Origin of the sequence: Aquimarina macrocephali JAMB N27, from assembly GCF_000520995.1 — a bacterium.
Lineage (GTDB): Bacteria > Bacteroidota > Bacteroidia > Flavobacteriales > Flavobacteriaceae > Aquimarina > Aquimarina macrocephali.
This window is the reverse complement of sequence record NZ_JACA01000011.1, coordinates 1-22,135: the sequence shown is the minus strand read 5'-3', so window position 1 is coordinate 22,135 and position 22,135 is coordinate 1. Positions and strand designations below refer to the sequence as shown.

The following is a 22,135-nucleotide window of genomic DNA, read 5'->3' as shown; positions in this document are numbered from 1 at the left end:
TAATAATTGCATTAGATTCTTTATTTAAATGCCTAAAAGAGTTTTATTCCCGCTTTTTTCACCATTACTGATCTATTTTTTCTAATTCTTTGTCTAGATCAGAGTCATCGGTTTTATTATCTTTTTCCTCTTTGTTTTTGCGTTTTTGTTCTTCTTTTTTTCTTTTCTTTTCTTCTTTTTGACGCTTCTTTTCCTCTTTTTTTCTTCTCTTTTCTTCTGCTTTCTTATTTTTTTCTTGCTCCTTTTGGTACTTTTCGTACTCAGCATCCACATCTTCCTCTTGCTTTTGTTCTTCCTTTTTCTCTTCCTTTTCTTTATTGTCAGAATCTAGCTCTTTTTCCATTTTTTCGAGTTCCTGGAGCTCTTTATCTATATCTTGTAGTTCTTGGTCAACCCCTTGTTGTTTCTCCATTTTGTCCAATTCGGCATCAATATCATCGATCATTTTTTGCTTTTCTTTCTCTGCTTGGATTTCAGCTTTTTCAGCTTTTCTGGCTTCTTTTGCTTCACGTTTTAGACGTCTAGCTTCTTCTTTCTTAAATTTCTTACCTTCTTTTTTAGCGACCTTTTCATTTTCAATACGTTCACGTTCCAGTCGTTCTTCAGTTCGTCTTTCATCAAGATCTTTTTCAATTTCTTCCCTGAAACCATCATCTTCAAAATCATTAACAAAAGGAGTTTTTCCTAATTTCAGGCTATCGTTTTCGATTTCTTCACCTTCTTCAAGTTCATCCAACTCACCTTCATTTTCTTCTTCATTTTCTTCTTCACCTTCATTTTTTTCTTTTTCTCCGTCTTTAATACCACCTTCTAATCCTGGCTGTTCGATGATCTCGTCTTTGGTATGCCAGTCAAATCGATAAGATGCTCCAAAACTAAAAGTAAAAACAGAAGGAGTATCTTTAAAATTGAATGCAATATTTGCATCCAACTGTAAGTCTTTATTATATAAATAGGCCCCTCCGAGTCTAAGAATATTATCACTGTAAAAATCACTTTTTTGCCCTTGGTATTCTCCAAAAGCAGCCCATTTCTCATTAATTGTATGGGTAGAAGTAATAATCCAACCAATAATCGGATCATCTGTAGTTACTTTATCAACAATTAAGTTGGTCACTAACACCCAGTTTCCATTTAAACTAGTGGTCCAGTTATTCTGAGTCATTAAAACAATCTTTGGGCTAAAAGTATCGTCGTTTGGCGCAGTAAATGGATTGTCTTTTGACACAAAATTAGCTCCAACATAAGCAGAAACTGCCGGAATAAGGCTTTTCCACTTAAACCTGTAGCGCTCTTTCCAGCTTTTTAATTCATCATAATTAGTAGAATCTTTTTTTGGCCTCTTATAGGGATCGTAAATCAGATATTTTGCACCAATCGTATTTACTTCAAAATTACTTCTCTTTATTTTTTCTTCGTTACCGCCAATAGTTTGTCTAACTCCATCTGCTCTAAATGTACCATTTAATCTAAGTTCTAATTGTTCAATTAACAAGCCATATCGCACAGAATAATCAAACTTAAAAACATTAGTCTTTGTATTAAGGAGTTTATGTTTCTCTTTTCCAAAACCAAAACCACCTTCTAATTGTAAAACATTATTACCAACCGAAAAAGCACCTTGTGATGTACCAGGTCTATTGGTATTGATCTTCTCGGTATATTGTGCAGAAACCGTTAGGCTACATAAAAATAGGGTAATTAATAACAGAATAGACTTAGGGCACATATTCAATAGATTTGGTTCAAATATAGCAGATTTTATCATTTTTTTAGGACTGTCTACCTGTAATTGTATGCAGAGTTCATTATTTTTGAAAAAAAATGTTATGCAAGAAGCATCACTACAAGGGGTATTAAAGATAATTCTCATTATAATCTTAGTATATTATGGACTAAAGGTAATAACGCGATTATTTGGTCCTCTATTGCTTAGATATGTTACAAAGAAAGCAGGAGAGAAATTTAAACAACAATTTGATCAATACCAGCAACCCCAGCAGTCTGCAGAAGGTGAAGTAACTATTGAAAAAAAATCGAAACAAAATTCTTCTAATAAAGATGTAGGAGAATATATCGATTATGAGGAAATTGATTAATTTGGCTCTTTATTAGTAAACTCACACACACATCATGTCTTTAATCAAAAGATTCTTACCTCATATACTTGTCATTTTAGGTTTTGTAATAGTTTCATTGGCTTATTTTAATCCTGTATTAAGTGGGAAAATGCTCTATCAAAATGATATAAAGCATTATGAGAGTATGGCTAAACAACAAAACGATTATCGGACTAATACCGGTAAAGAAACGTATTGGAATAATTCTGCTTATGGGGGAATGCCTACTTATCAGCTGGGAGCAAAATTTCCACATGATTATATGGATAAATTGGATCGTTTGATTCGTTTTTTACCTAGACCAGCAGATTATCTTTTTCTTTATTTGCTTAGTTTTTATATTCTGATGCTTGTCATGCGTATCCCATGGAAAATTGCGATTTTAGGAGCATTAGCCTTTGGGTTTTCTACATATTTAATTGTCATAATAGGAGTAGGGCATAATTCTAAAGCACATGCAATCGCTTACTTCCCGCTGGTTCTTTCAGGGATTATAATGGTTTTTCAGAAAAGATATGTTTGGGGATTTTTATTGACAGCACTGGCTATGGGCTTAGAAATACAAGCCAATCATTATCAGATGACATATTACCTGGGGTTACTTACTCTAGTCATGGGAGTATCTTATTTTGTTGACGCTATACGAAAAAAAGAAATTCCACATTTTTTTAAATCTGTAGGTACGTTGGTACTGGCCGTGCTTTTAGGATTGGCCACAAATGCAACAACTTTATTATCTACATCAGAATATGTTGATACCAGTATTAGAGGTAAAAACCTATTAGCAGAAACTACAGCAACTTCTTCAGAGAAGAATGGATTGGATTATGAATATATTACAGAATACAGTTATGGTAAATTAGAATCCTTAAATCTTTTTGTTCCTAAATTAATGGGATTAGGTAGAGCATCTGATTTGGGTACAGATTCTGCTTTTTATCAAAAATTGATTGAATTAGGACAGCCGAGAGATCAAGTTAATTATTATACTAAAGTTACAGGACTGTATTGGGGAGAACAACCTTTTGTAGAAGCTCCTCCATATTTAGGAATAACAGTAGTGTTTTTAGCACTTTTAGGATTGCTATTGGTTAAAGGAAGGCTTCGCTGGTGGCTGGTGGCAGGAATGATATTGTCACTCGCTTTGAGTTGGGGTAAGAATTTAGAGTTTCTAACAAGGTTTTTTATTGATTATGTACCTTTTTATAATAAGTTCAGAGCAGTATCAAGTATTCAGGTCATTTTAGAGTTATTAATACCTATTGCTGCTGTTTTTGGGTTACATCGTTTCTTTAATGACAAAATATCTATTGAAGAAAGGCAAAAGAAATTTTTAATTTCATTAGGAGTTTTTGGAGGATTGTGTCTGATTTTTTGGCTGTTTGGAGGAAGTTTATTTAGTTTCAAGTCGTCTTCAGAAGTTCGATTAGGGATTGAACAACCTGCTATTTTTGATGCTATCAAAGAAGATCGAATTGCAATTATGAAAAGTGATAGTTTGCGTTCACTTCTGTTTATAATTCTAATGGGAGGTGTGCTTTGGTTTAGTTTAAAGAAAAAGTTTTCAGAAAATATTACCCTTATCGCACTAGGAGCACTAATTGTAATAGATTTGGTTACTATAGATAGACGTAGTGTTGATAATGAGGGTTTTATCTCTAAGCGTGAATACAGAAACTATTTTCAACCAACTGCGGTGGATAAAGAAATTTTAAAAGACGAATCTTATTTTAGAGTATTAGATCAGGCTAGAGGTTTTAATAATTCACACACCAATTACTTCTTTAATTCTATTAACGGATATACTGCAGTACGTCCCAGAAAAATGGAAGATATGTATTTTGGCCATATTGCCAAAGGTAATCTGGAAGTAATCAATATGCTTAACGTAAAATATGTAATTCAACAAAATAAAGAAGGACAACTAGATGTTCAACAAAACCCTTCGATTAATGGAGCAGCTTGGTTTGTTGAAGAACTAAAATTTGTAGACAATTATAAGAAGGAATTTGAATCATTAAATACTATAGATACCAAAAAGACTGCGGTTATTAGAAAAGATTATCAAGGAGATTTAAAAGGTTTTACCCCTAAAAAAGATAGCATTTCTACAGTGTCAATTTCTAAAACCCAGCCTAATCATTTGGCATATAATGTATATGCTGCTAATCCAGGTTTTATTGTCTTTTCTGAAACATATTATAAAGATGGTTGGAATGCATATATTGATGGGGAAACTACACCTATATACCCGGTAGATTATATGTTAAGAGGCCTAAAAGTACCAGCAGGAAAGCATTCGATAGAATTTAAGTTCGAACCTCAGGTTGTTAAAACAGGTAGCGCTATTACACTTACAAGCTCTATTATTTTTGTCTTATTAATAATAGGAGGATTGTATTTTCAATATAAGAAAACAGGGAGTTTATTATCTTTAACAAAAGAAGATAAGTAAGGTATATTGTGAAGGTTCTAATCATTACATATTATTGGCCTCCAGCGGGAGGACCCGGAGTACAGCGATGGCTTAAGTTTGTCAAGTATTTTAGAGATTTTGATATAGAGCCAATAGTATATGTGCCCGAAAACCCTACATATCCTCTAGAAGATACTTCTTTATTGTCCGAAATTCCTGAAGGAATAGAAGTATTAAAACAGCCTATTTTCGAACCTTATCGTTTTGCTCAGGTATTTTCTAAAAAGGAAACCAAAACGATAAGTAAAGGGATTATTGCTGGGAAAGAGAAGCAATCTTTCATACAGCGACTGCTATTGTATATACGAGGTAATTTTTTTATCCCAGATGCCCGTAAATTTTGGGTGAAACCTTCGGTAAAATATTTAGAGAAGTATCTTTCAGAAAACAAAATTGATACTATTATTACTACCGGGCCACCTCATAGTATACACTTAATAGGGAAGGAGTTGAAACAACAAACTGGCCTAAGGTGGTTTGCCGATTTTAGGGATCCATGGACTACCATAGGGTATCATGATAAACTGAAACTCACAAAACGATCTATGCAAAAGCATATATCTATGGAGAAAGAGGTGTTGAGTTCCGCAGATCATATTGTTGTTACTAGTTTTACTACCCAAAAAGAGTTTAAAGCCATTACCAATACTCCAATTTCTGTAGTGACTAATGGTTATGACAGAGAATCGATTCCTGAAACGATTTTGGATACTAAATTTACCCTTTCACATATAGGATCTTTATTGTCTGGTAGAAATCCAGAGAATCTTTGGAAAGCCTTGTGTGATTTAACCAAGGAAAATGAAGCATTTTCTGAAGCATTTCAATTACAATTGGTAGGAGCTGTTAGTGATGATGTATTGTCTTCAATTCAGGAGGCTGGATTATCAGATTTTTTAGAATTGAAAGGTTATGTCCCGCATATAGATGCTATAAAAATCCAGAGAAGTTCACAAGCTTTACTATTGATCGAAATAGATAGTAAAGATACTCGATGTATTATTCCGGGTAAATTATTTGAATACATGGTATCTAAAAGACCTATTATAGCATTGGGTCCCGCTGGTGCAGATGTATCCAAACTTATTTTTGATACAAATTCAGGATGCTTTTTTGAATATCATGAATACGAAAAGATAAAAATGCAATTACTTCAGTATTTTGAGCAATTTCAGGAACAGAAATTGGCGTCTCATGTTATAGGAGTTGAAAAGTATAGCAGGAGGGAGTTGACTAGAGCGTTGGCTGAAATATTAAAGAATCCAGAAATCTAAATTTAAGTATTGTAGTATTGTCCAAATTTATGATCACTTCTATTTAACACACACACACACACAATTTTTCATTTTATTATAAAATATCACTCGAATTGATACTTTTTTCGCTATTAATATCGATATGTACAATAGTTAGATATAGCAGATATCAAATAAAACATAGCGAATATCCAATAGCATATACCGAATAAAAAACAATGTCTTTTCGTGATAAACATCTTTCTAGGTTTGTTTAAAATATTAATTATTAGAAACAAAATTACGTAAGCTCTGAGGTTTTCTTTTTTTAAACCTGAGATCACGCCTCAAAAAAAGATGTGAAAATGATGAAACGAAAACAAATTAAAGTAAGTGTGTTGGCCTTATCGATGATGGCCATATTGTCTATTGGATGTAGTAAAGACGATGATGTACAGCCTCAGGCAGAAACTCCTGATGAGACCCCTGTAGTAAATAAGGCTCCTTTAATTGATACTCAAACGTTTACTACAGCAGAAGATATCGCCGATGATGTGGTGATCGGTACAATAGTAGCCACAGATCCAGAAAGCAAAACGCTTACTTTTACACTGACTAAAAACAGTACTGATCTTTTTGAGTTAACCGAAGCGGGAGAATTAAGTTTGGTAGCTGATAAAAAATTGGATTTCGAAACAGTTACCTCACACACACTAACCGTAGAAGTATCAGACGGTACTCATAAAGCTAGTGCAGATATTACTATTTCTGTAGAGAATGTGGTAGAAGCCTTTATCACTACCTGGGAAACTACTACTGCTAATGAAGAAATTACTTTTCGATTTGATACAAACCGAACTTATGATTCTACTATTGATTGGGGAGATGGAACAATAGATACTAATGTAACAAGTACACCACTGCATACCTATGCAATTGCTGGTGTCTATACAGTTAAAGTTTCAGGAAAATTTCCTAGTGTTAATATGAATTGTGACAATGAAGATGTTCAGAAACTAAAGACTATAGAACAGTGGGGAGATATTATATGGGAATCTTTTCATGTTACTTTTAGTAGTTGCGAAAGTATGAAATATAATGCTACAGATGTACCTAATCTTTCTAAGGTGACTATTATGTCGGGTATGTTTATTGGTGCTGCTTCTTTTGATGGAGATCTTAGTAAATGGGATAAGTAATGTAACTAATATGGATCGTATGTTTGGCGCAGCTTCTTTTAATGGAGATGTTAGTACTTGGGATGTAAGCAAGGTTACAAATATGAATAGGATGTTTTATGGTGCTACTTCTTTTAATAGAGATCTTAATAATTGGAATGTGAGTATGGTGACTAATATGACTGAAATGTTTGGTCTAGCTGATTCTTTTAATGGAGATATAAGTCAATGGGATGTAAGTAATGTAACTGATATAGATAAGATGTTTGTTGGCGCTAAATCTTTTGATAGAGATCTTAGTAAATGGGATGTAAGTAATGTAACTAATATGGAGGGTATGTTTGCTCGTGCTACTTCTTTTAAAGGAGATTTGAGTACTTGGAATGTGAGTAAAGTAACTAATATGACTTTTATGTTTAGTAGTGCTATTTCTTTTAATGGAGATCTTAGTAATTGGGATGTGAGTAATGTAACGATTATGTATGATATGTTTAGTAAAACTAACATGTCTACGGCCAACTACGATGCGTTACTTACCAAATGGGCGGCTTTACCAAATTTACAATCTAATGTAGCTTTTGGAGTACACGGGTTAACCTATTGTGACGCATGGCATGCTAGACATACATTAATAAACGATAAGAACTGGACATTCACCGGTGATGATAGTTGTCCTAGATAGGTAATTGAGGGATATTTATATAAAAAGAGGTTGTTATATATAAACAACCTCTTTTTTTTACCAGGTTTTAAATGTTCTATATTCAAACTAGAAATCACTTCCTTTTAAGAATGTATGTATAGTACAGATATCAAACAAAGCATAGCGAATATCAAACAGCGTATAGCGAATAAAAAACAACTTCTTTTCGAGGTAAACATCTTGCTAGGTTTGTATCAAAATATCAAGTATTAGAAACAAAATTACGTAAGCTCCTCAGGTTTTCTTTTTTTAAAATCTGAGCGTACGCCTCAAAAAAATGTACAAATGAAGAAACGAAAACAAATTAAAGTAAGCGTGTTGGCTATATTGATGATGGCCGTATTATCTATTGGATGTAATAAAGATGATGACGCACAACCTCAACCTCCTGTAGTTAATGAAGCACCAGTGATTAATGCTCAAACATTTACTGTGGCCGAAAATGTTGCTGATGATGTAGTTATTGGTACTGTAGCAGCAACAGACCCAGAACAAGCTTCGATTACTTTCGAACTTACCCAAAATAGTAATGATCTTTTTGAGTTGACAGATGCGGGAGAATTAAGCCTGGTAGCGGGTAAAAAACTGGATTTTGAAACTAGTACTACATATACGCTTACTGTAGAAGTATCTGATGGTACGCATAAGGCTAGTGCAGATATCACCATTTCTTTAGAAAATGTTGAAGAATCTTTTATTACGACCTGGAAAACGACCACGGCTAATGAAGAAATTATTTTTCAACTTAATGATGAACTAATCTATGATTTTACCATTGATTGGGGTGATGGAACCATAGAAGCTAATGTAACAACTAGTCCGAAGCATACTTATGTAGAGCCAGGTGTACATACCGTTTCTGTTTTTGGAGTATTACCAGCAGTTCAATTTAAAGATAAACCTGGTGATGTTGAAGGAGAAGGTGCTGTTTCAAATGCTGCAAAATTAGAAACGATAGAGCAGTGGGGAGATAATGAATGGGAATCTTTTGCAGAAGCTTTTATTGATTGCGAAAATATGACGTATAATGCCAAGGATATACCAAATTTGTCAAAGGTAACAGAATTGCAATCTATGTTTTATGGTTGTACTAAGTTTAATGGGGATATTAATAATTGGGATGTAAGTACCATAACAAGCATGAGAAGTATGTTCTCTGGTGCCAGTTCTTTTAACAAAGACCTTGATCAATGGGATGTTAGTAATGTAACAAATATGACAGGGATGTTTTCTAATGCTACTTTGTTTAATGGAAACATAAGTACATGGAATGTAGGTAAGGTAGAAAAAATGGGCTCTATGTTTTTTAAAACTACTTCTTTTAATGGAGATATAAGTACATGGAATGTAAGTAAGGTAACTAATATGAATGGTATGTTTAGCGATGCTACAGTTTTTAATGGAGATATAAGCAAATGGAACGTTACTAATGTAGTTAGTATGGCATCTATGTTTAGTGAAGCTACTTCTTTTAATCATGATCTTGGTAATTGGGATGTAAGTAATGTTACGAACATGAGGTTTATGTTTTCTATAGCTAAAGCTTTTAATAAAAATCTTAATAATTGGGATGTGAGTAAGGTAACCGATATGGCGGATATGTTTAATGGGGCTATTGCTTTTAATGGAAACATAGATGCTTGGAATGTAAGTAATGTAATTAGTACCAAAGGAATGTTTACTCATGCGCAATCTTTTACAGGAGATCTTAGTAACTGGGATGTGAGTAAGGTTGGTAATATGAATTCTATGTTTTTTTACGCTACCTCTTTTAATGCAGATATTAGTAAATGGGATGTGAGTAGTGTAGTAAGTATGTCATCAATGTTAGATGATTCTATGCTTTCTAATGATAATTATAATACGCTATTAATCGAATGGTCCAAATTACCAAACATACAATCCAATGTAACTTTAGGAGCAAAAGGTCTAGAGTATTGTAATGATAATGTACAAAGAAACACTTTAATAGTTGTAAAAGGTTGGACTATTACAGGGGATGTGGCTAAGATTTGCCTAGATAAATAATACGTATAATGTTATTAAAAGAGGTTGTTAGAAGTAACAACCTCTTTTTTATTATAACAAGTAATATAGTAGTATAAAAGAATTTTGAAATGAAAAAATAATGAAATCGTAATAAGCTATTACCGCTAATCTTGTATTTTGTACTTTTAGGCTCTAAAATTAAAACTATCGAGAAATAGTAATGGGAGTAGTTGTTAATCAAACCATACGAAATATTATTATTACCTGTCTTGGGTTTGGTATTGGAGCTATAAATACCTTGTTCTTATTCACCAATTTTATGGATGAAGAACACTATGGATTGATTTCTTATCTAATTACAGCTTCAAATCTGATATGGCCCTTAATGGCATTTGGTGTACATAATACTCTGGTGAAGTTTTTTTCATCCTATTCAGATCAGAAGCAACAGGATAAGTTTCTAACTATGATGTTGATCTTACCCTTTTTGCTAGCCTTGATCCTGGGGTTGATAGGTGTTTTTTCCTATACTACAATCCTTGATTTGTTTAGCGATAAGAATACAATAGTACAACCTTATGTCTGGACTATTTTTATACTGGCGTTTGCGGTATCTTATTTTGAAGTGTTTTTTGCATGGTCAAAAGTAAAGCTCAAGAGTGTATTCGGAAACGTAATGAAAGAGCTGTTCTTAAGGTTGTGCATCAGTATTCTTTTGTTTTTGGTGTATTTTGAAATCCTTACAATTCAGCAATTCGTATACGCACTTATGATTGCATATGTATTGCGTACAGGTATTATGCAAGTATATGCGTTGAAGCTTCATCGTTTTAAACCACAATTTTCACTACCTGATAATTATATTTCGGTACTTAAGTATTCTGGATTGATATTGATTGCAGGTTCTGTGGCTACCTTATTAATTGATTTGGATAAGACGATGATAGAGCGCTATCTTCTTATAGAAAATGTGGCTAAATATGGTATATGCGCCTATATCGCCAGTGTGATTATTATTCCTTCTAGAGCTATGCACCAGATTACATATCCTTTAACAGCTAAATTAATTAACGAAAAGGCAAAAGATCAATTACGGGATTTGTATAAAAAAAGCTCTCTAAATCTTTTGGTAACCAGTGGATTACTTTTTGTGCTAATTATTTGTAATGTGCATCAGCTTTTTGAAATTATTCCTGATGAGTATGAATTGTATATATGGGTTGTAATTTTGATCGGAAGTGCTAAACTATTCGATAATCTTTTAGGAAATAATAATGCGATCTTATATAGTTCTGATTATTACAGAATGGTATTATATATAGGAGTAGGGATGGCAATTCTTACTATTATACTCAATATGCTTTGGATTCCTGATTTTGGAGTTACTGGCGCAGCTATTGCTACATGCATTGCAGTGTTTTGCTATAACTTTGCTAAGTTATGGATTGTCTATGCTAAATTTGGGATGCATCCGTTTTCGAAAAAAACAGCTTTGGCATTAGTGCTAATTATAGCTTTTGTTTTTGGATTTTATTTTTGGGAATTACCGTTTCATCCGATTCTTAATATCATTTTTAAAAGTATTATAATTGGCTTGGGATATGCTATTGTTTTTTATATGCTGAAAGTATCTGTAGATATTAATAATTTAATACAGAAAATCCCTCGAGATGCTTAAAGCATACTACTCTGAGGGATTTTCCAACTAACCAACCAAAAAATTTAATGTCTTATATGTCTTCTTAGCTTCTACTTCTGCTGCTACGAGAACGAGAATTGTTTGATCTCGATGCTCTGTTAGAAGTATTGCTTCTTTGTCTATTTGTTGTTGCTCTGGATCTATTTGTTCTCTTACTACTATATTGACTGTTATTAGAACGTTTTGTTACATTACCAGAGTAATTTCTACCAGAACTTCTTTGTCTTTGAACCTGATTTGTCTTTGCTACGGTATTACGAGACCTATTATTTCTGTTATACTTAGGTCTGTTGGTTACAGCACTTCTGGTTCTTTGTTGAGTTGATTGAACTCTTTGTCTAGATGGAGTACTTCTATTGTTTGATTGTACTCTCTGTCTGGTCTGAGTATTTCTACTCGTCGTACGTGTTCTTGTATTTGGTGTTACAGAACGTGTTCTGTTTACATTTCCGATTTTATTGTTATTCGATCTACTTCTGGTCGTACTTCTGGTACTATAGTTATTTGATCTGCTACGAGTCGTATTACCTCTATTATAATTAGATCTACTACGAGCTACTTTATTATAGTTACGATCATTTCTTTTATACATTGCTGTTCTATGACCTCTTGTTCTATATGTAATACCTCTGGCACTAGAACCTCTATATCCTCTGTTATAACTTGATACTCTACTATGTGGTCTGTAATAGTTACGGCTTCTGTATGGTCTGCTGTAATATCCACTATAATAATTAGATCTGTATACAGTATATGAACATCTATAAGGAGTATAATATCTTCTGTATGGTCTTTCATACACAATACATCTGCTTACTACTGGTATTGTAAAATAAGCGTGAAACGGTCTGTATTCATAATATCTGTTATATCTGTTAATATAACCTGTACAGTTTAAGAAATTTCCGTAGTTATTATAATTAACATATAATCCACCAACTCTTGAGATACGTCCATAATTATTATAATTGATATATATGTCTCCAGCTTGTATAATTCTACCGTTATAGTCATAAAAGATAGGTACATCTTCTATTTGTACTACAGCTCCATAATCATCATACTGTACATAAGAATCATAATCATATCCAGAGTTAAAACTTATGTTTACTCCAGGAGCATTAACTCCAACACTTACACCGCTTCTTTGTCCATTGATATAAAAATCAAATTGACCATCTGCATATACCGAAAAATTAATTCCTCCTTCAGAGAAGATGAATGATTTTCCATAATTGTAATATCGAGCAGATGATTCTGTATTCGTTTCTGAAGCGTTAGCAGTAAATGATGCTAACAATAAGCCTGTAAAAAGTAAAACAAAATTTTTCATAATCTGTGGTTTTAAAATGAGAACAGAAATTAATTTTTCATTCTCAATTTTATAGTATCAAGCAGTGTGCCAAAAAACTAAACACTTAAAAAACAGTGGTTTATGTTTTTGGAGTTTCTAAAACTGTTCTACTTGTATGTACACTATCTAGAAAAAAGATTATAAAAATATATTCATAAGAGGGGTAACAATATTCTTTGTGTATTGATATGAAGGTGTAAACTTTAAAAATTAAGATGATGAATACATTAAAAAATATTTTGGGAATAGTATTATTAACTACTTTTTTGATAAGCAGTTGCTCAAAAAATGATGATGATCCTATACCACAGCAAGAAATTCTTGATTATAATGACATTCTAGGATTTTATGAATCCAACGGTGTGCAAAAACAAGATTTTACAGTTGATGCGACCACAGGAGGTACTATTACCGGAGAGGACGGGACTAAGATAATTTTTCCTCCAAATTCTCTGGTTGATAGTGATGGAAATTTAATTAGCGGTACAGTAGATGTTGCGATTAAAGAAATTTTTACGGCAAGTCAAATGATTTTGTCTAATAAACCTACTAATGCAGTTAATTTTTCTGACGAAAATACCTTTCTTCTTTCTGAAGGAGAGACAGAAGTTGTGGTTACTCAAAACGGAAATTCTCTGGATATGGCGCCAGGTACATTTTATCAGGTTCAGGTTCCATCTGCAGGAGGTGCAGATAATGATATGCTCCCTTTTGCCGGGACGATAACAAATGATGGAAGTATTGTTTGGAATGCAACACGAGATGTTGGAATTGGTAATGGAACAAGTGGCATTGTATATAATGCAGCTCCGTCTTCTTATATCTATGATGTATTTGATACTGGATGGTCAAATTGTGATAAATTTTATGCGTATCCAGGAGCAAAAACCACAAATTATATCAATTTAACTAATAGCCCTAATGCTACAGAAACTGCTGTGTATTTAGTTTTTGAAGAAAATAACTTGCCTGCTGTTGTTAAAATCTTTAATGCCGGGACTCCAATCATACAAAGCTATACAGACTCTTTACCAGTTGGGTTGGCAGTTACCTATATAGTAATTACTATCGAGAATAATCAACAGTATTTGGCGATTAAAAATGTAATTATCTCTGAAGAAGAAGAGCTTTCGTTTAATTTTGAACCTAAAACAACACAAGAAATTTTGGACACCCTGGCATTATTAGATTAATATTATAATTGGTTTATGGTTTAGATTGATATTGGATTATTATTATTATTATTATTATTATTAATTATGGAGTGTTTGATGTCAAACACTCCATAATTTTTATATACGATACTTTACCAATTGTATCATTATATGGAAATAATGAATAGCTTATTTTCTATTTAGGAAATAGACTCTTGTCGATATTAGGGATTACTTTTAGTGCATTTTTATAATACAGCTTTTTTAATACTTCATCATCAAGATCTAACCCGTACATTTTCCAGAAAGCATGATATCTTTTGTAGTAGGGAAAATACTCATCGTCTGATTCTAAAACTCTGAAGTAGGTATAGTACTCTTTGGGTTTCCACGAATCTTTTCCGAACATTACTCTGTCTTGATATTTGGTAAGAAAAGCTTTTGCATTACGGGGTTGCCTACCTAATTCTGCTATGACCGCTCCAATCTCGCTATACATATTAGGCATTTCATCCATAAGCTCAGCAAGTTTTGCAAGGTTGTTTCCGTACCACCCTAAATGTGCATTGATAAACTTAGTGTTTTTATGTTTTTTAAAAATATTGTGTTGTTCTTGTATAATGGTTTCCCAGGAACCAGTTACTTTGGAATCTCTTTTTCTTCTTGATCGCAGCTTAAGTTCTAGCCAGCGCTCATTCTTATTATCATGTGCATCCCAAAATGATTTTGGATCTGCAGAATGTATCAAAACCGGGATGCCTAGTTGGCCACATTTTTCCCATACAGGCCCTATTCGCGGATCATCGATCTTAATACGATTGCCTTTACTATCTTTATTATCCATCCCCTGGCTTTTATAGATCTTCAATCCATTGGCCCCCATAGCTACATCTTTTTCTATTAGAGCAACTGTTTTTTCTGTCCATCCAGGTTCATCAATTCCTTTAAGGTCAATATTTGTAAATACGATGAATCTATTTGGGAAATTTGTTTTAACGTTTTCTAGTGATTTGGTAAGATGTTCATCTGATCCTCTACCTCTTCCTGATAGATTTACCATCACCCCCATGTTTAGTTTATCCATTTCGGTAACAACCTCTTGCAGATTTTGTGTTGGCATTCTAAATTGATGATTATGAACATCGATAAAAGGAAATTTTGCTTTTTTAATTTCTGCTCCGGATACGACTAGAGTAGAGGGTGGGTCGTAATCTTCGAATTCCATTTTTTGAGCATTTATTGATGCACTAGCGATTATAAAAAACAATAAAAAAGTTTTGCAGAAATTCATATTTTTTGATTTGATATTTATTGAAATGACTACTTGAGATAAGTATGTGGTATAAATATATAATATTCATGCTGTCTTGAAAAAAGGTTAACAACACTTTAAAATTAAATAAGAAAAGAGATTCGTCAATTGTATGTGGTTTTGCGTTAGGGATAGTAGTGTAAATCCCGCAGCACGCCAATAGTGTGCGAGGAATTGCAACGGATAGCCCGCTCGAACGCTCTAAATAAAAAACCCCGCTACCAAATACTCCAGGCAACGGGGTTTAAACAACTAACCAATCTTTATACAATCTATTTTTTAATCATCATCATCGTCGTCATCGTCGTCGTTATATCTTTTTTTTCTTTTTCTATTCTTATAATAGTGACTATCATCATCATTGTCATCGTCATTATGTTTATAATGTTTATTTTTCCAATTCTGATTATAGTATGGGGAATGAGTGATTGAACATCCATCTATTCCACAATATCCACAGCCATCATAATGTACATTACCTTCTACATATTTTATTCGTCCATATTTTTTATAGTAGATATGTAGTCCTCCTATTTGATATACTAATCCTCTTCTATTATATCTCATAGATACAGAGCCTATTCTACGTACTCTATTATATCGATCATACGTTATATAATTACGTCCTACCTTTTTTAATCTACCATAATAATCATATCTAATGAAGTTGTTATAATGTCTACGATGTGTATATGAACCTGGCGTATTATAAGTGTTACGGCTCCAATTGCCATGATGAGATCTACCTCTTCTTTTAATGATTCTGTAATCTATGTCTCCATCTGGATACACAAAAAACTTTATTCCGCCCTCTACAAATACAATGGGTTGTGCATGGTGATAGCGTTTTGTAACCCTATCCTGGTGATCCGAGTGTTTTTGGTCGGTCGCTTGTGCAGTTGTTCCTACTAGTAATAATACTGCAATAAAAAGTATCATTTTTTTCATAACTTACATGTTTTGGGTTTGTGCCTACTCATTAGCTTTTCGGCTTCCGCTATTTGATAAGTAGTGTTTCAAATGGCGTGCCAAAAATTTGTAAGAAATCAAAAACTGATTGTAATTAATTGATTTTTAGTGAGTTATTTTTTTAAAGATGTTTTTGCTCTCTATAATCTTCTTTAAAGAAGTGGTAGCTAATGATTCTATTTTGATTGGTTGTAGAGATTAGAGTTGTAAAAAAATATATAAATTTTGGTTGAATTTTTAAATGAACACTATTTTATAAAATAGTGTTCAAAATATGTTGAATTTGTATGTTCTGGTAGGTTGTATCGATTTCGAATTAATGAAATTATGTAACAAATTGACCTATTGTATACTTTGTAATTATGAAGTAAGAAGTATTAGAACGCAAAATGGGTTAGAGTGGCATTACTTTTGATAAGAAAATATCACTAAAATTATAGCTTCTCTTTCAGATATTCTCCTGTATATGATCCTTTAATTTTTACAATTTCTTCGGGCGTACCTTCTGCAATGATATTGCCCCCGTTTTTACCACCTTCGAGTCCAAGATCAATTATATAATCGGCACATTTTACAAGATCTAAATTGTGCTCTATCACTAAGATAGAATGCCCTTTTGCAATCAATTCATTAAAAGACTTGAGTAATTTTTTAATATCATGAAAATGAAGCCCTGTGGTAGGTTCATCAAAAATAAATAATGCTTTGTCTTTGGTATTTCCTTTTACCAAAAAGGAGGCAAGTTTAATTCGTTGAGCCTCACCACCAGATAGTGTAGATGAACTTTGCCCTAATTGTACATATCCAAGACCAACGTCTTGTAAGGGTTGTAGTTTTCTTTGAATTTTGGTTTGATTATGATCTGAAAAGAAATCAATGGCATTATCTATGGTCATTGAGAGTATATCATGAATATTTTTATCATGAAATGCTACTTCGAGAACATCTTTTTTAAAGCGTTTTCCGGCGCAGGTTTCACATTCCAGATGTACATCGGCCATAAACTGCATCTCTATCGTAACTTCTCCTTCTCCTTTACATGTTTCGCATCGACCACCATCTACATTAAAAGAAAAGTGCTTTGCTTTATAGTTACGAATGCCGGATAATTTTTGGGTAGCGAATAAGTTACGAATATCATCATAGGCTTTAATGTAAGTAACAGGATTAGAGCGAGAGGATCTACCAATTGGATTTTGATCTACAAACTCTACATGTTTTATATTACTATAATTGCCTTTAAGTTCTGTAAACTGTCCGGCTTTTTCTCCATAACCTCCCAATTGTTTAAGTAAAGAAGGGTAAATGATTTTTTTGACAAGAGTACTCTTACCACTACCAGAGACTCCTGTAATAGCTGTAAAGACTCCCAGAGGAACTTTTACATCAATATTTTTTAGATTATTCTCACGTGCACCAATGATTTCGACATTATATTTTGAAGTTCTTCGAGTTTCGGGAACTTCGATTTCAAGGGCTCCATTCAGGTATTTTGCAGTAAGAGAATCTGCTTTCAGGATTTGATCAAAAGGACCTGTTGCAACGACATGACCGCCATAAGTACCAGCTTCGGGACCTATATCGATGATCTCATCGGCCGCTTTCATAATATCCTCATCATGCTCTACGACAATTACTGTATTTCCTAAATCACGAAGAGATTGTAGTACTTTGACCAGCTTTTCGGTATCTTTTGGGTGTAATCCTATACTAGGTTCATCAAGAATATACATAGAACCAACCAGGCTACTTCCTAAGGAGGTTGCCAGGTTAATACGCTGTGACTCTCCTCCGGATAGTGTATTTGATTTACGATTAAGCGTTAAATATTCTAATCCTACATTTTGTAAAAATTCTAATCGACTATTGATTTCTTTAAGAAGACGATTAGCGATTTTAGCGTCGTATTCGTTAAGATTAATATTTTTAAAGAAATCGGCTAATTCGTTTAAGGGTTTTTCTACCAAATCTGTTACTGTGGCTCCATCAATCTTCACATAATTAGCTTCTTTACGCAATCGCTTTCCTTTGCAGGTGTTACATTTCGTTTTTCCGCGGTAGCGAGAAAGCATTACACGATTCTGAATTTTATACGCTTTGGCTTCTAGTTCTTTAAAGAAACTGGTAATACCTTCAAAATATTCATTTCCTTTCCATAGTAATTCTCTATCCTGATCTGATAATTCGAAATATGGTTTATGAATAGGGAAATCAAATTTATAGGCACTATTTACCAATTGATCTTTATACCATCCCATACTATCACCTCGCCAGGGAAAAACGGCTCCTTCGTATACACTTAATGCAGTATTTGGGACAACAAGATCGTCATCAATACCTATTACATCACCATAACCTTCACATTCTGGACAGGCACCATACGGATTATTAAAACTAAATAAATGTATATTGGGTTCGAGGAAAGAGACTCCGTCTAATTCGAATTTATTACTAAATTGTCTTAGGTTACCACCATTTAGTGTTTCGATAAAGCAAGTACCTTTCCCTTCAAAAAATGCAGAGCCAATAGCATCTGCCAAGCGGTTATAAAAGTCTTCTTCGTCTCTTTTTACGATACGATCGACAACTAAATAAAAATCATCATTTTCTTGTATAGCAGCGTCTTCTATCCTGGTTACAGTACCATTATTTTTTATACGTGCATATCCTTGTTGTTGTAATACTTTTAGTTTTCCTTCTAGTGTACGACCATCTTCAATATGAATAGGGGAGAGTAGTAATAGTTTTTCGCCATCTTCAAAAGATTTTACGTATTCGATTACATCGCTTACTCTATCTTTTTTTACCTGATTACCAGAAACAGGGGAGTAGGTCTTACCAATTCTGGCAAAAAGTAATTTTAAGTAATCGTAAATTTCTGTAGTAGTACCAACAGTAGATCTTGGATTTGTAGAGTTTACTTTTTGCTCTATTGCTATTGCAGGTGCTATCCCTTTAATGTAATCTACTTTGGGTTTATTAAGACGCCCTAAAAACTGTCTGGCATAGGAGGAAAGGCTTTCTACATATCTGCGTTGTCCTTCGGCATATAAAGTATCAAAAGCCAAACTAGATTTACCAGAACCAGATAATCCTGTAATGACTACTAATTTGTTTCTAGGAATAACTGCGTCTAAATCTTTCAGGTTGTGAAGATTAGCTCCTTTAATAATTATATTCTCTTTTGGATCTAAGGTTGTAATGTCTTGAATCATAGTAAATATGCGGTAAGAGAGCAAAGATAAGGATTACTAAACAAGTATTATAACGTATGTAGATTGAAAGTTTAGTTAAAAAAATTAACAAGAAATTGTTTGAAATTAAATGAATGTTACTATATTAGCCCCTGATTAAGGAACCAAAATTTAAACAAAACTGCCTATAGCATACCTTTACTTTAAAAGTTTAACATAGCACGAGCCCCACGCTTGTTTGTACTAAATAATAGTCAAGGTATGAAAAATTACACCCTAACAGACGCAGTTCTGGTTAATAACTACATTAAAGGAGACGAATGTGCCCTTTCTGTTCTTATCGAACGTCATAAGCAACGTATTTACAGTTTTATTTATTCAAAAGTTTTTGATAGAGATGTCTCTGAAGATATTTTCCAGGATACTTTTATTAAAGTGATCCGAACCTTAAAAAATGGAAAATATAATGAAGAAGGGAAATTTCTTCCTTGGGTAATGCGTATTGCCCATAATTTGGTAATTGATCACTTTAGAAAAGGAAATCGTATGCCAAAATTTGAAGATAATGGAGAATTTAGTATTTTCTCTGTAATCAGCGATGGAAACCTAAATGCCGAAAAGAGATTAATAAAAGATCAGGTAGAAGAAGATTTACGTAATTTGATTCAAGAATTACCAGACGATCAGAAAGAAGTCTTAATAATGCGTATGTATAGAGACATGAGTTTTAAAGAAATATCTGATAAAACAGGTGTTAGTATAAACACTGCTCTTGGTAGAATGCGATATGCATTAATTAATTTAAGAAAAGTAATAGAAAAAAATAATATTGTTTTAACAAATTAATAACTTTTTTATACAATAAAGTAGATTTAGTGCCGTTATCCCTGTATAACCCTTTAATTTAAGATTATATAATATGGCAAAATTTTACTTTAAGTCTTCTAAAAAAGAGGAAAAACATTTAGTACCAAGCGGAAGAACAATAGATTTTCTTCTAAACTATTCAAAATCGTTACAGGTTGTAGAATATAACAATCTTAAGTTTGAAACGATTTTAAATTAAACTTATAAAAGGCCTATTTCTTAATAGGCCTTTTTGCTTTTTGGTACTCGTCTAAAACAGTTTTTCTACCTATAGTTTTGGTAATGATATCTTTATCAAGATCCCAGCCTCTTGCAGGAGAATATTCTCTACCGTACCATATGATTTGAAGATGCAGGTCGTTCCATAGTTCTTTAGGAAATAACCTCTTGGCGTCTTTTTCGGTTTGCGTAACATTTTTACCATTAGTAAACCCCCATCTATACATTAATCTATGAATATGTGTATCTACAGGAAATGCAGGTACACCAAATGCTTGAGACATTACTACACTAGCAGTTTTATGACCAACAGCTGGTAAGGATTCCAGAGCTTCAAAACTTTGAGGAACCTCTCCGTTATAGTTATCGATAAGAATTTGAGATAACCCATGAATTCCTTTGGATTTCATAGGGCTTAACCCAACAGGTTTTATGATTTCCCGAATTTCTTCTACAGATAATCTAATCATTGCATAGGGATTATCTGCTCTGTCAAATAGGAGTGGAGTGATTTTGTTCACTCTTACATCTGTACTTTGCGCACTCATTAATACTGCAATGAGTAAAGTATAAGGATCTTTATGATCTAATGGGATTGGTATTTTTGGATATAATTCCTGAAGTGTCTTAATCGTAAAATCTACCTTTTCCTGTTTGGTCATATTACAAAATTAATTTGAGCTAAAGTTAAAAATAAAATTAGTAGCTTATGGTTTAATAGTTACTAAAACATTAATTGAGGTCATTTATTAGCTTTAGTAAAGTTTCTTTTTTTCTGGTCGCTAACGGAATTTTGTTTTTATCTTTTAATACAAGGTAATCCCCATCTCGTTTATCATATCGTAATAAATAATCCAGGTTTACTAAATGAGATTGATGGCATCTAAAAAATTGTTGCGATGAAAGTATATTTTCATATTCCTTAAGTCCCTTAGATACTAATAGACTATCCTGTTTATGGATAAAAAACTTTGTGTAACTACCGTTTGCTTCCAGATGCATGATATCTTTAACAAATACAATCTGAATACCATATTTGTCTTTTAGAACCAAACGTGTAGGTTCTTTTGATTCATCATTTATGTTATCTATAAGTGTTTGTACTCGCTGTGGCGTTTTATGATACTCAAATTCGGATCTTGCCTTTTTGATAGCTTCTACTAATTCTTCGGGGTCAATAGGCTTTAGCAGATAATCTAAGGCACTAAATTTTATTGCTCTTAACGCATATTTTTCATGAGAAGAAGCAAATATTACCTGGAAATTGATTTCAGGTAATTTTCGTAATACATCAAATCCAGTACCATCTGGCATCTCAATATCAAGAAATACAAGATCTGGTTCGCTAGCAGTAATTAATGCGATTCCTTCTGCTACATTTGTTGCTTCTCCTATGAAATCTACATTAGGACAATACTCATTAAGTAACTCTAAAAAATTTCTTCTTGCTGCAGGGTTATCTTCTATAAGGACTACTTTCATTTATATGTATTGAAATGGTAAATTAAATGTTACTTGTGTACCTTGAGAAAGGTCTTGGATGTCAAATGCAATTTTTTTCTTTCGCATTTTACGATATAAATCGATACGTTCTTCTGTGATTTTTATAGCGTGAGATACATGATCTTTACGTTTTATCTTCATAGCTTCTTCTATTCCAGATCCA

General features: G+C 33.1%; 17 protein-coding genes. 9 read left to right on the top strand and 8 right to left on the bottom strand.

Annotated features, from left to right (window positions below; all coding sequences use genetic code 11):
• Positions 1-64: 64 nt before the first annotated feature.
• On the bottom strand, positions 65-1,768 hold the full coding sequence (locus tag Z054_RS31315) for a transporter (RefSeq protein ID WP_161635256.1): 1,704 nt from the start codon (positions 1,766-1,768) through the stop codon (positions 65-67).
• Positions 1,769-1,829: 61 nt separating this feature from the next.
• Between Z054_RS31315 and Z054_RS0107990 the strand changes: the two genes are divergently transcribed.
• The 7 genes from Z054_RS0107990 to Z054_RS0107965 all read left to right on the top strand — a co-directional run bounded on the left by Z054_RS0107990 (position 1,830) and on the right by Z054_RS0107965 (position 11,379).
• On the top strand, positions 1,830-2,099 hold the full coding sequence (locus tag Z054_RS0107990; RefSeq protein WP_024769555.1) for a DUF4834 family protein: 270 nt from the start codon (positions 1,830-1,832) through the stop codon (positions 2,097-2,099).
• Positions 2,100-2,133: 34 nt separating this feature from the next.
• Positions 2,134-4,575 (top strand): YfhO family protein, encoded by a 2,442-nt coding sequence (locus Z054_RS0107985; protein WP_051473706.1) that lies wholly within the window; start codon positions 2,134-2,136, stop codon positions 4,573-4,575.
• Positions 4,576-4,583: 8 nt separating this feature from the next.
• Entirely contained in the window at positions 4,584-5,870 is a 1,287-nt protein-coding gene (locus Z054_RS0107980; protein ID WP_394331057.1) for a glycosyltransferase family 4 protein, read from the top strand.
• A 326-nt stretch (positions 5,871-6,196) separates the two neighbouring features.
• Positions 6,197-7,030, top strand: coding sequence for a BspA family leucine-rich repeat surface protein (locus Z054_RS30015; protein ID WP_051473705.1), 834 nt, complete (start codon positions 6,197-6,199; stop codon positions 7,028-7,030).
• Positions 7,002-7,691 carry a BspA family leucine-rich repeat surface protein gene (locus Z054_RS28105; RefSeq protein ID WP_051473704.1) on the top strand — a complete coding sequence of 230 codons (690 nt, stop codon included), beginning with the start codon at positions 7,002-7,004 and terminating at the stop codon, positions 7,689-7,691. The genes Z054_RS30015 and Z054_RS28105 overlap by 29 nt, the downstream gene beginning before the upstream one ends.
• A 306-nt stretch (positions 7,692-7,997) precedes the next feature.
• The gene (locus Z054_RS30010; protein WP_024769552.1) at positions 7,998-9,740 is read left to right on the top strand and encodes a BspA family leucine-rich repeat surface protein; all 1,743 of its coding nucleotides are present in this window, start codon (positions 7,998-8,000) and stop codon (positions 9,738-9,740) included.
• A gap of 181 nt (positions 9,741-9,921) precedes the next feature.
• The gene (locus tag Z054_RS0107965) at positions 9,922-11,379 is read left to right on the top strand and encodes an oligosaccharide flippase family protein (protein WP_024769551.1); all 1,458 of its coding nucleotides are present in this window, start codon (positions 9,922-9,924) and stop codon (positions 11,377-11,379) included.
• 64 nt (positions 11,380-11,443) lie between these two features.
• Here Z054_RS0107965 and Z054_RS0107960 read toward each other — a convergent pair whose 3' ends face one another.
• On the bottom strand, positions 11,444-12,733 hold the full coding sequence (locus Z054_RS0107960) for a hypothetical protein (protein ID WP_024769550.1): 1,290 nt from the start codon (positions 12,731-12,733) through the stop codon (positions 11,444-11,446).
• A gap of 239 nt (positions 12,734-12,972) precedes the next feature.
• Here Z054_RS0107960 and Z054_RS0107955 point away from each other — a divergent pair, with 239 nt between their 5' ends.
• Positions 12,973-13,947, top strand: a complete 975-nt coding sequence (locus Z054_RS0107955; protein WP_024769549.1) for a hypothetical protein — start codon at positions 12,973-12,975, stop codon at positions 13,945-13,947.
• A 157-nt stretch (positions 13,948-14,104) separates the two neighbouring features.
• On the opposite strand, the gene Z054_RS0107950 is transcribed toward Z054_RS0107955, so the two are convergent.
• The 3 genes from Z054_RS0107950 to uvrA all read right to left on the bottom strand — a co-directional run bounded on the left by Z054_RS0107950 (position 14,105) and on the right by uvrA (position 19,404).
• Positions 14,105-15,199 (bottom strand): amidohydrolase family protein, encoded by a 1,095-nt coding sequence (locus Z054_RS0107950; RefSeq protein WP_024769548.1) that lies wholly within the window; start codon positions 15,197-15,199, stop codon positions 14,105-14,107.
• 300 nt (positions 15,200-15,499) lie between these two features.
• Positions 15,500-16,168, bottom strand: a complete 669-nt coding sequence (locus tag Z054_RS0107945; RefSeq protein WP_024769547.1) for a hypothetical protein — start codon at positions 16,166-16,168, stop codon at positions 15,500-15,502.
• Positions 16,169-16,623: 455 nt separating this feature from the next.
• Complete coding sequence (gene uvrA, locus Z054_RS0107940) at positions 16,624-19,404, bottom strand: excinuclease ABC subunit UvrA (protein ID WP_024769546.1); 2,781 nt, start codon at positions 19,402-19,404, stop codon at positions 16,624-16,626.
• Positions 19,405-19,644: 240 nt separating this feature from the next.
• Here uvrA and Z054_RS0107935 point away from each other — a divergent pair, with 240 nt between their 5' ends.
• Entirely contained in the window at positions 19,645-20,229 is a 585-nt protein-coding gene (locus Z054_RS0107935; RefSeq protein WP_024769545.1) for an RNA polymerase sigma factor, read from the top strand.
• A gap of 233 nt (positions 20,230-20,462) precedes the next feature.
• Here Z054_RS0107935 and Z054_RS0107925 read toward each other — a convergent pair whose 3' ends face one another.
• The 3 genes from Z054_RS0107925 to Z054_RS31615 all read right to left on the bottom strand — a co-directional run.
• Positions 20,463-21,131 carry an endonuclease III domain-containing protein gene (locus tag Z054_RS0107925; protein ID WP_024769544.1) on the bottom strand — a complete coding sequence of 223 codons (669 nt, stop codon included), beginning with the start codon at positions 21,129-21,131 and terminating at the stop codon, positions 20,463-20,465.
• A 70-nt stretch (positions 21,132-21,201) separates the two neighbouring features.
• Positions 21,202-21,951, bottom strand: coding sequence for a LytR/AlgR family response regulator transcription factor (locus tag Z054_RS0107920; RefSeq protein WP_024769543.1), 750 nt, complete (start codon positions 21,949-21,951; stop codon positions 21,202-21,204).
• A partial coding sequence (locus Z054_RS31615; RefSeq protein WP_035091094.1) for a hypothetical protein occupies positions 21,952-22,135 on the bottom strand: 184 nt, incomplete at its 5' end.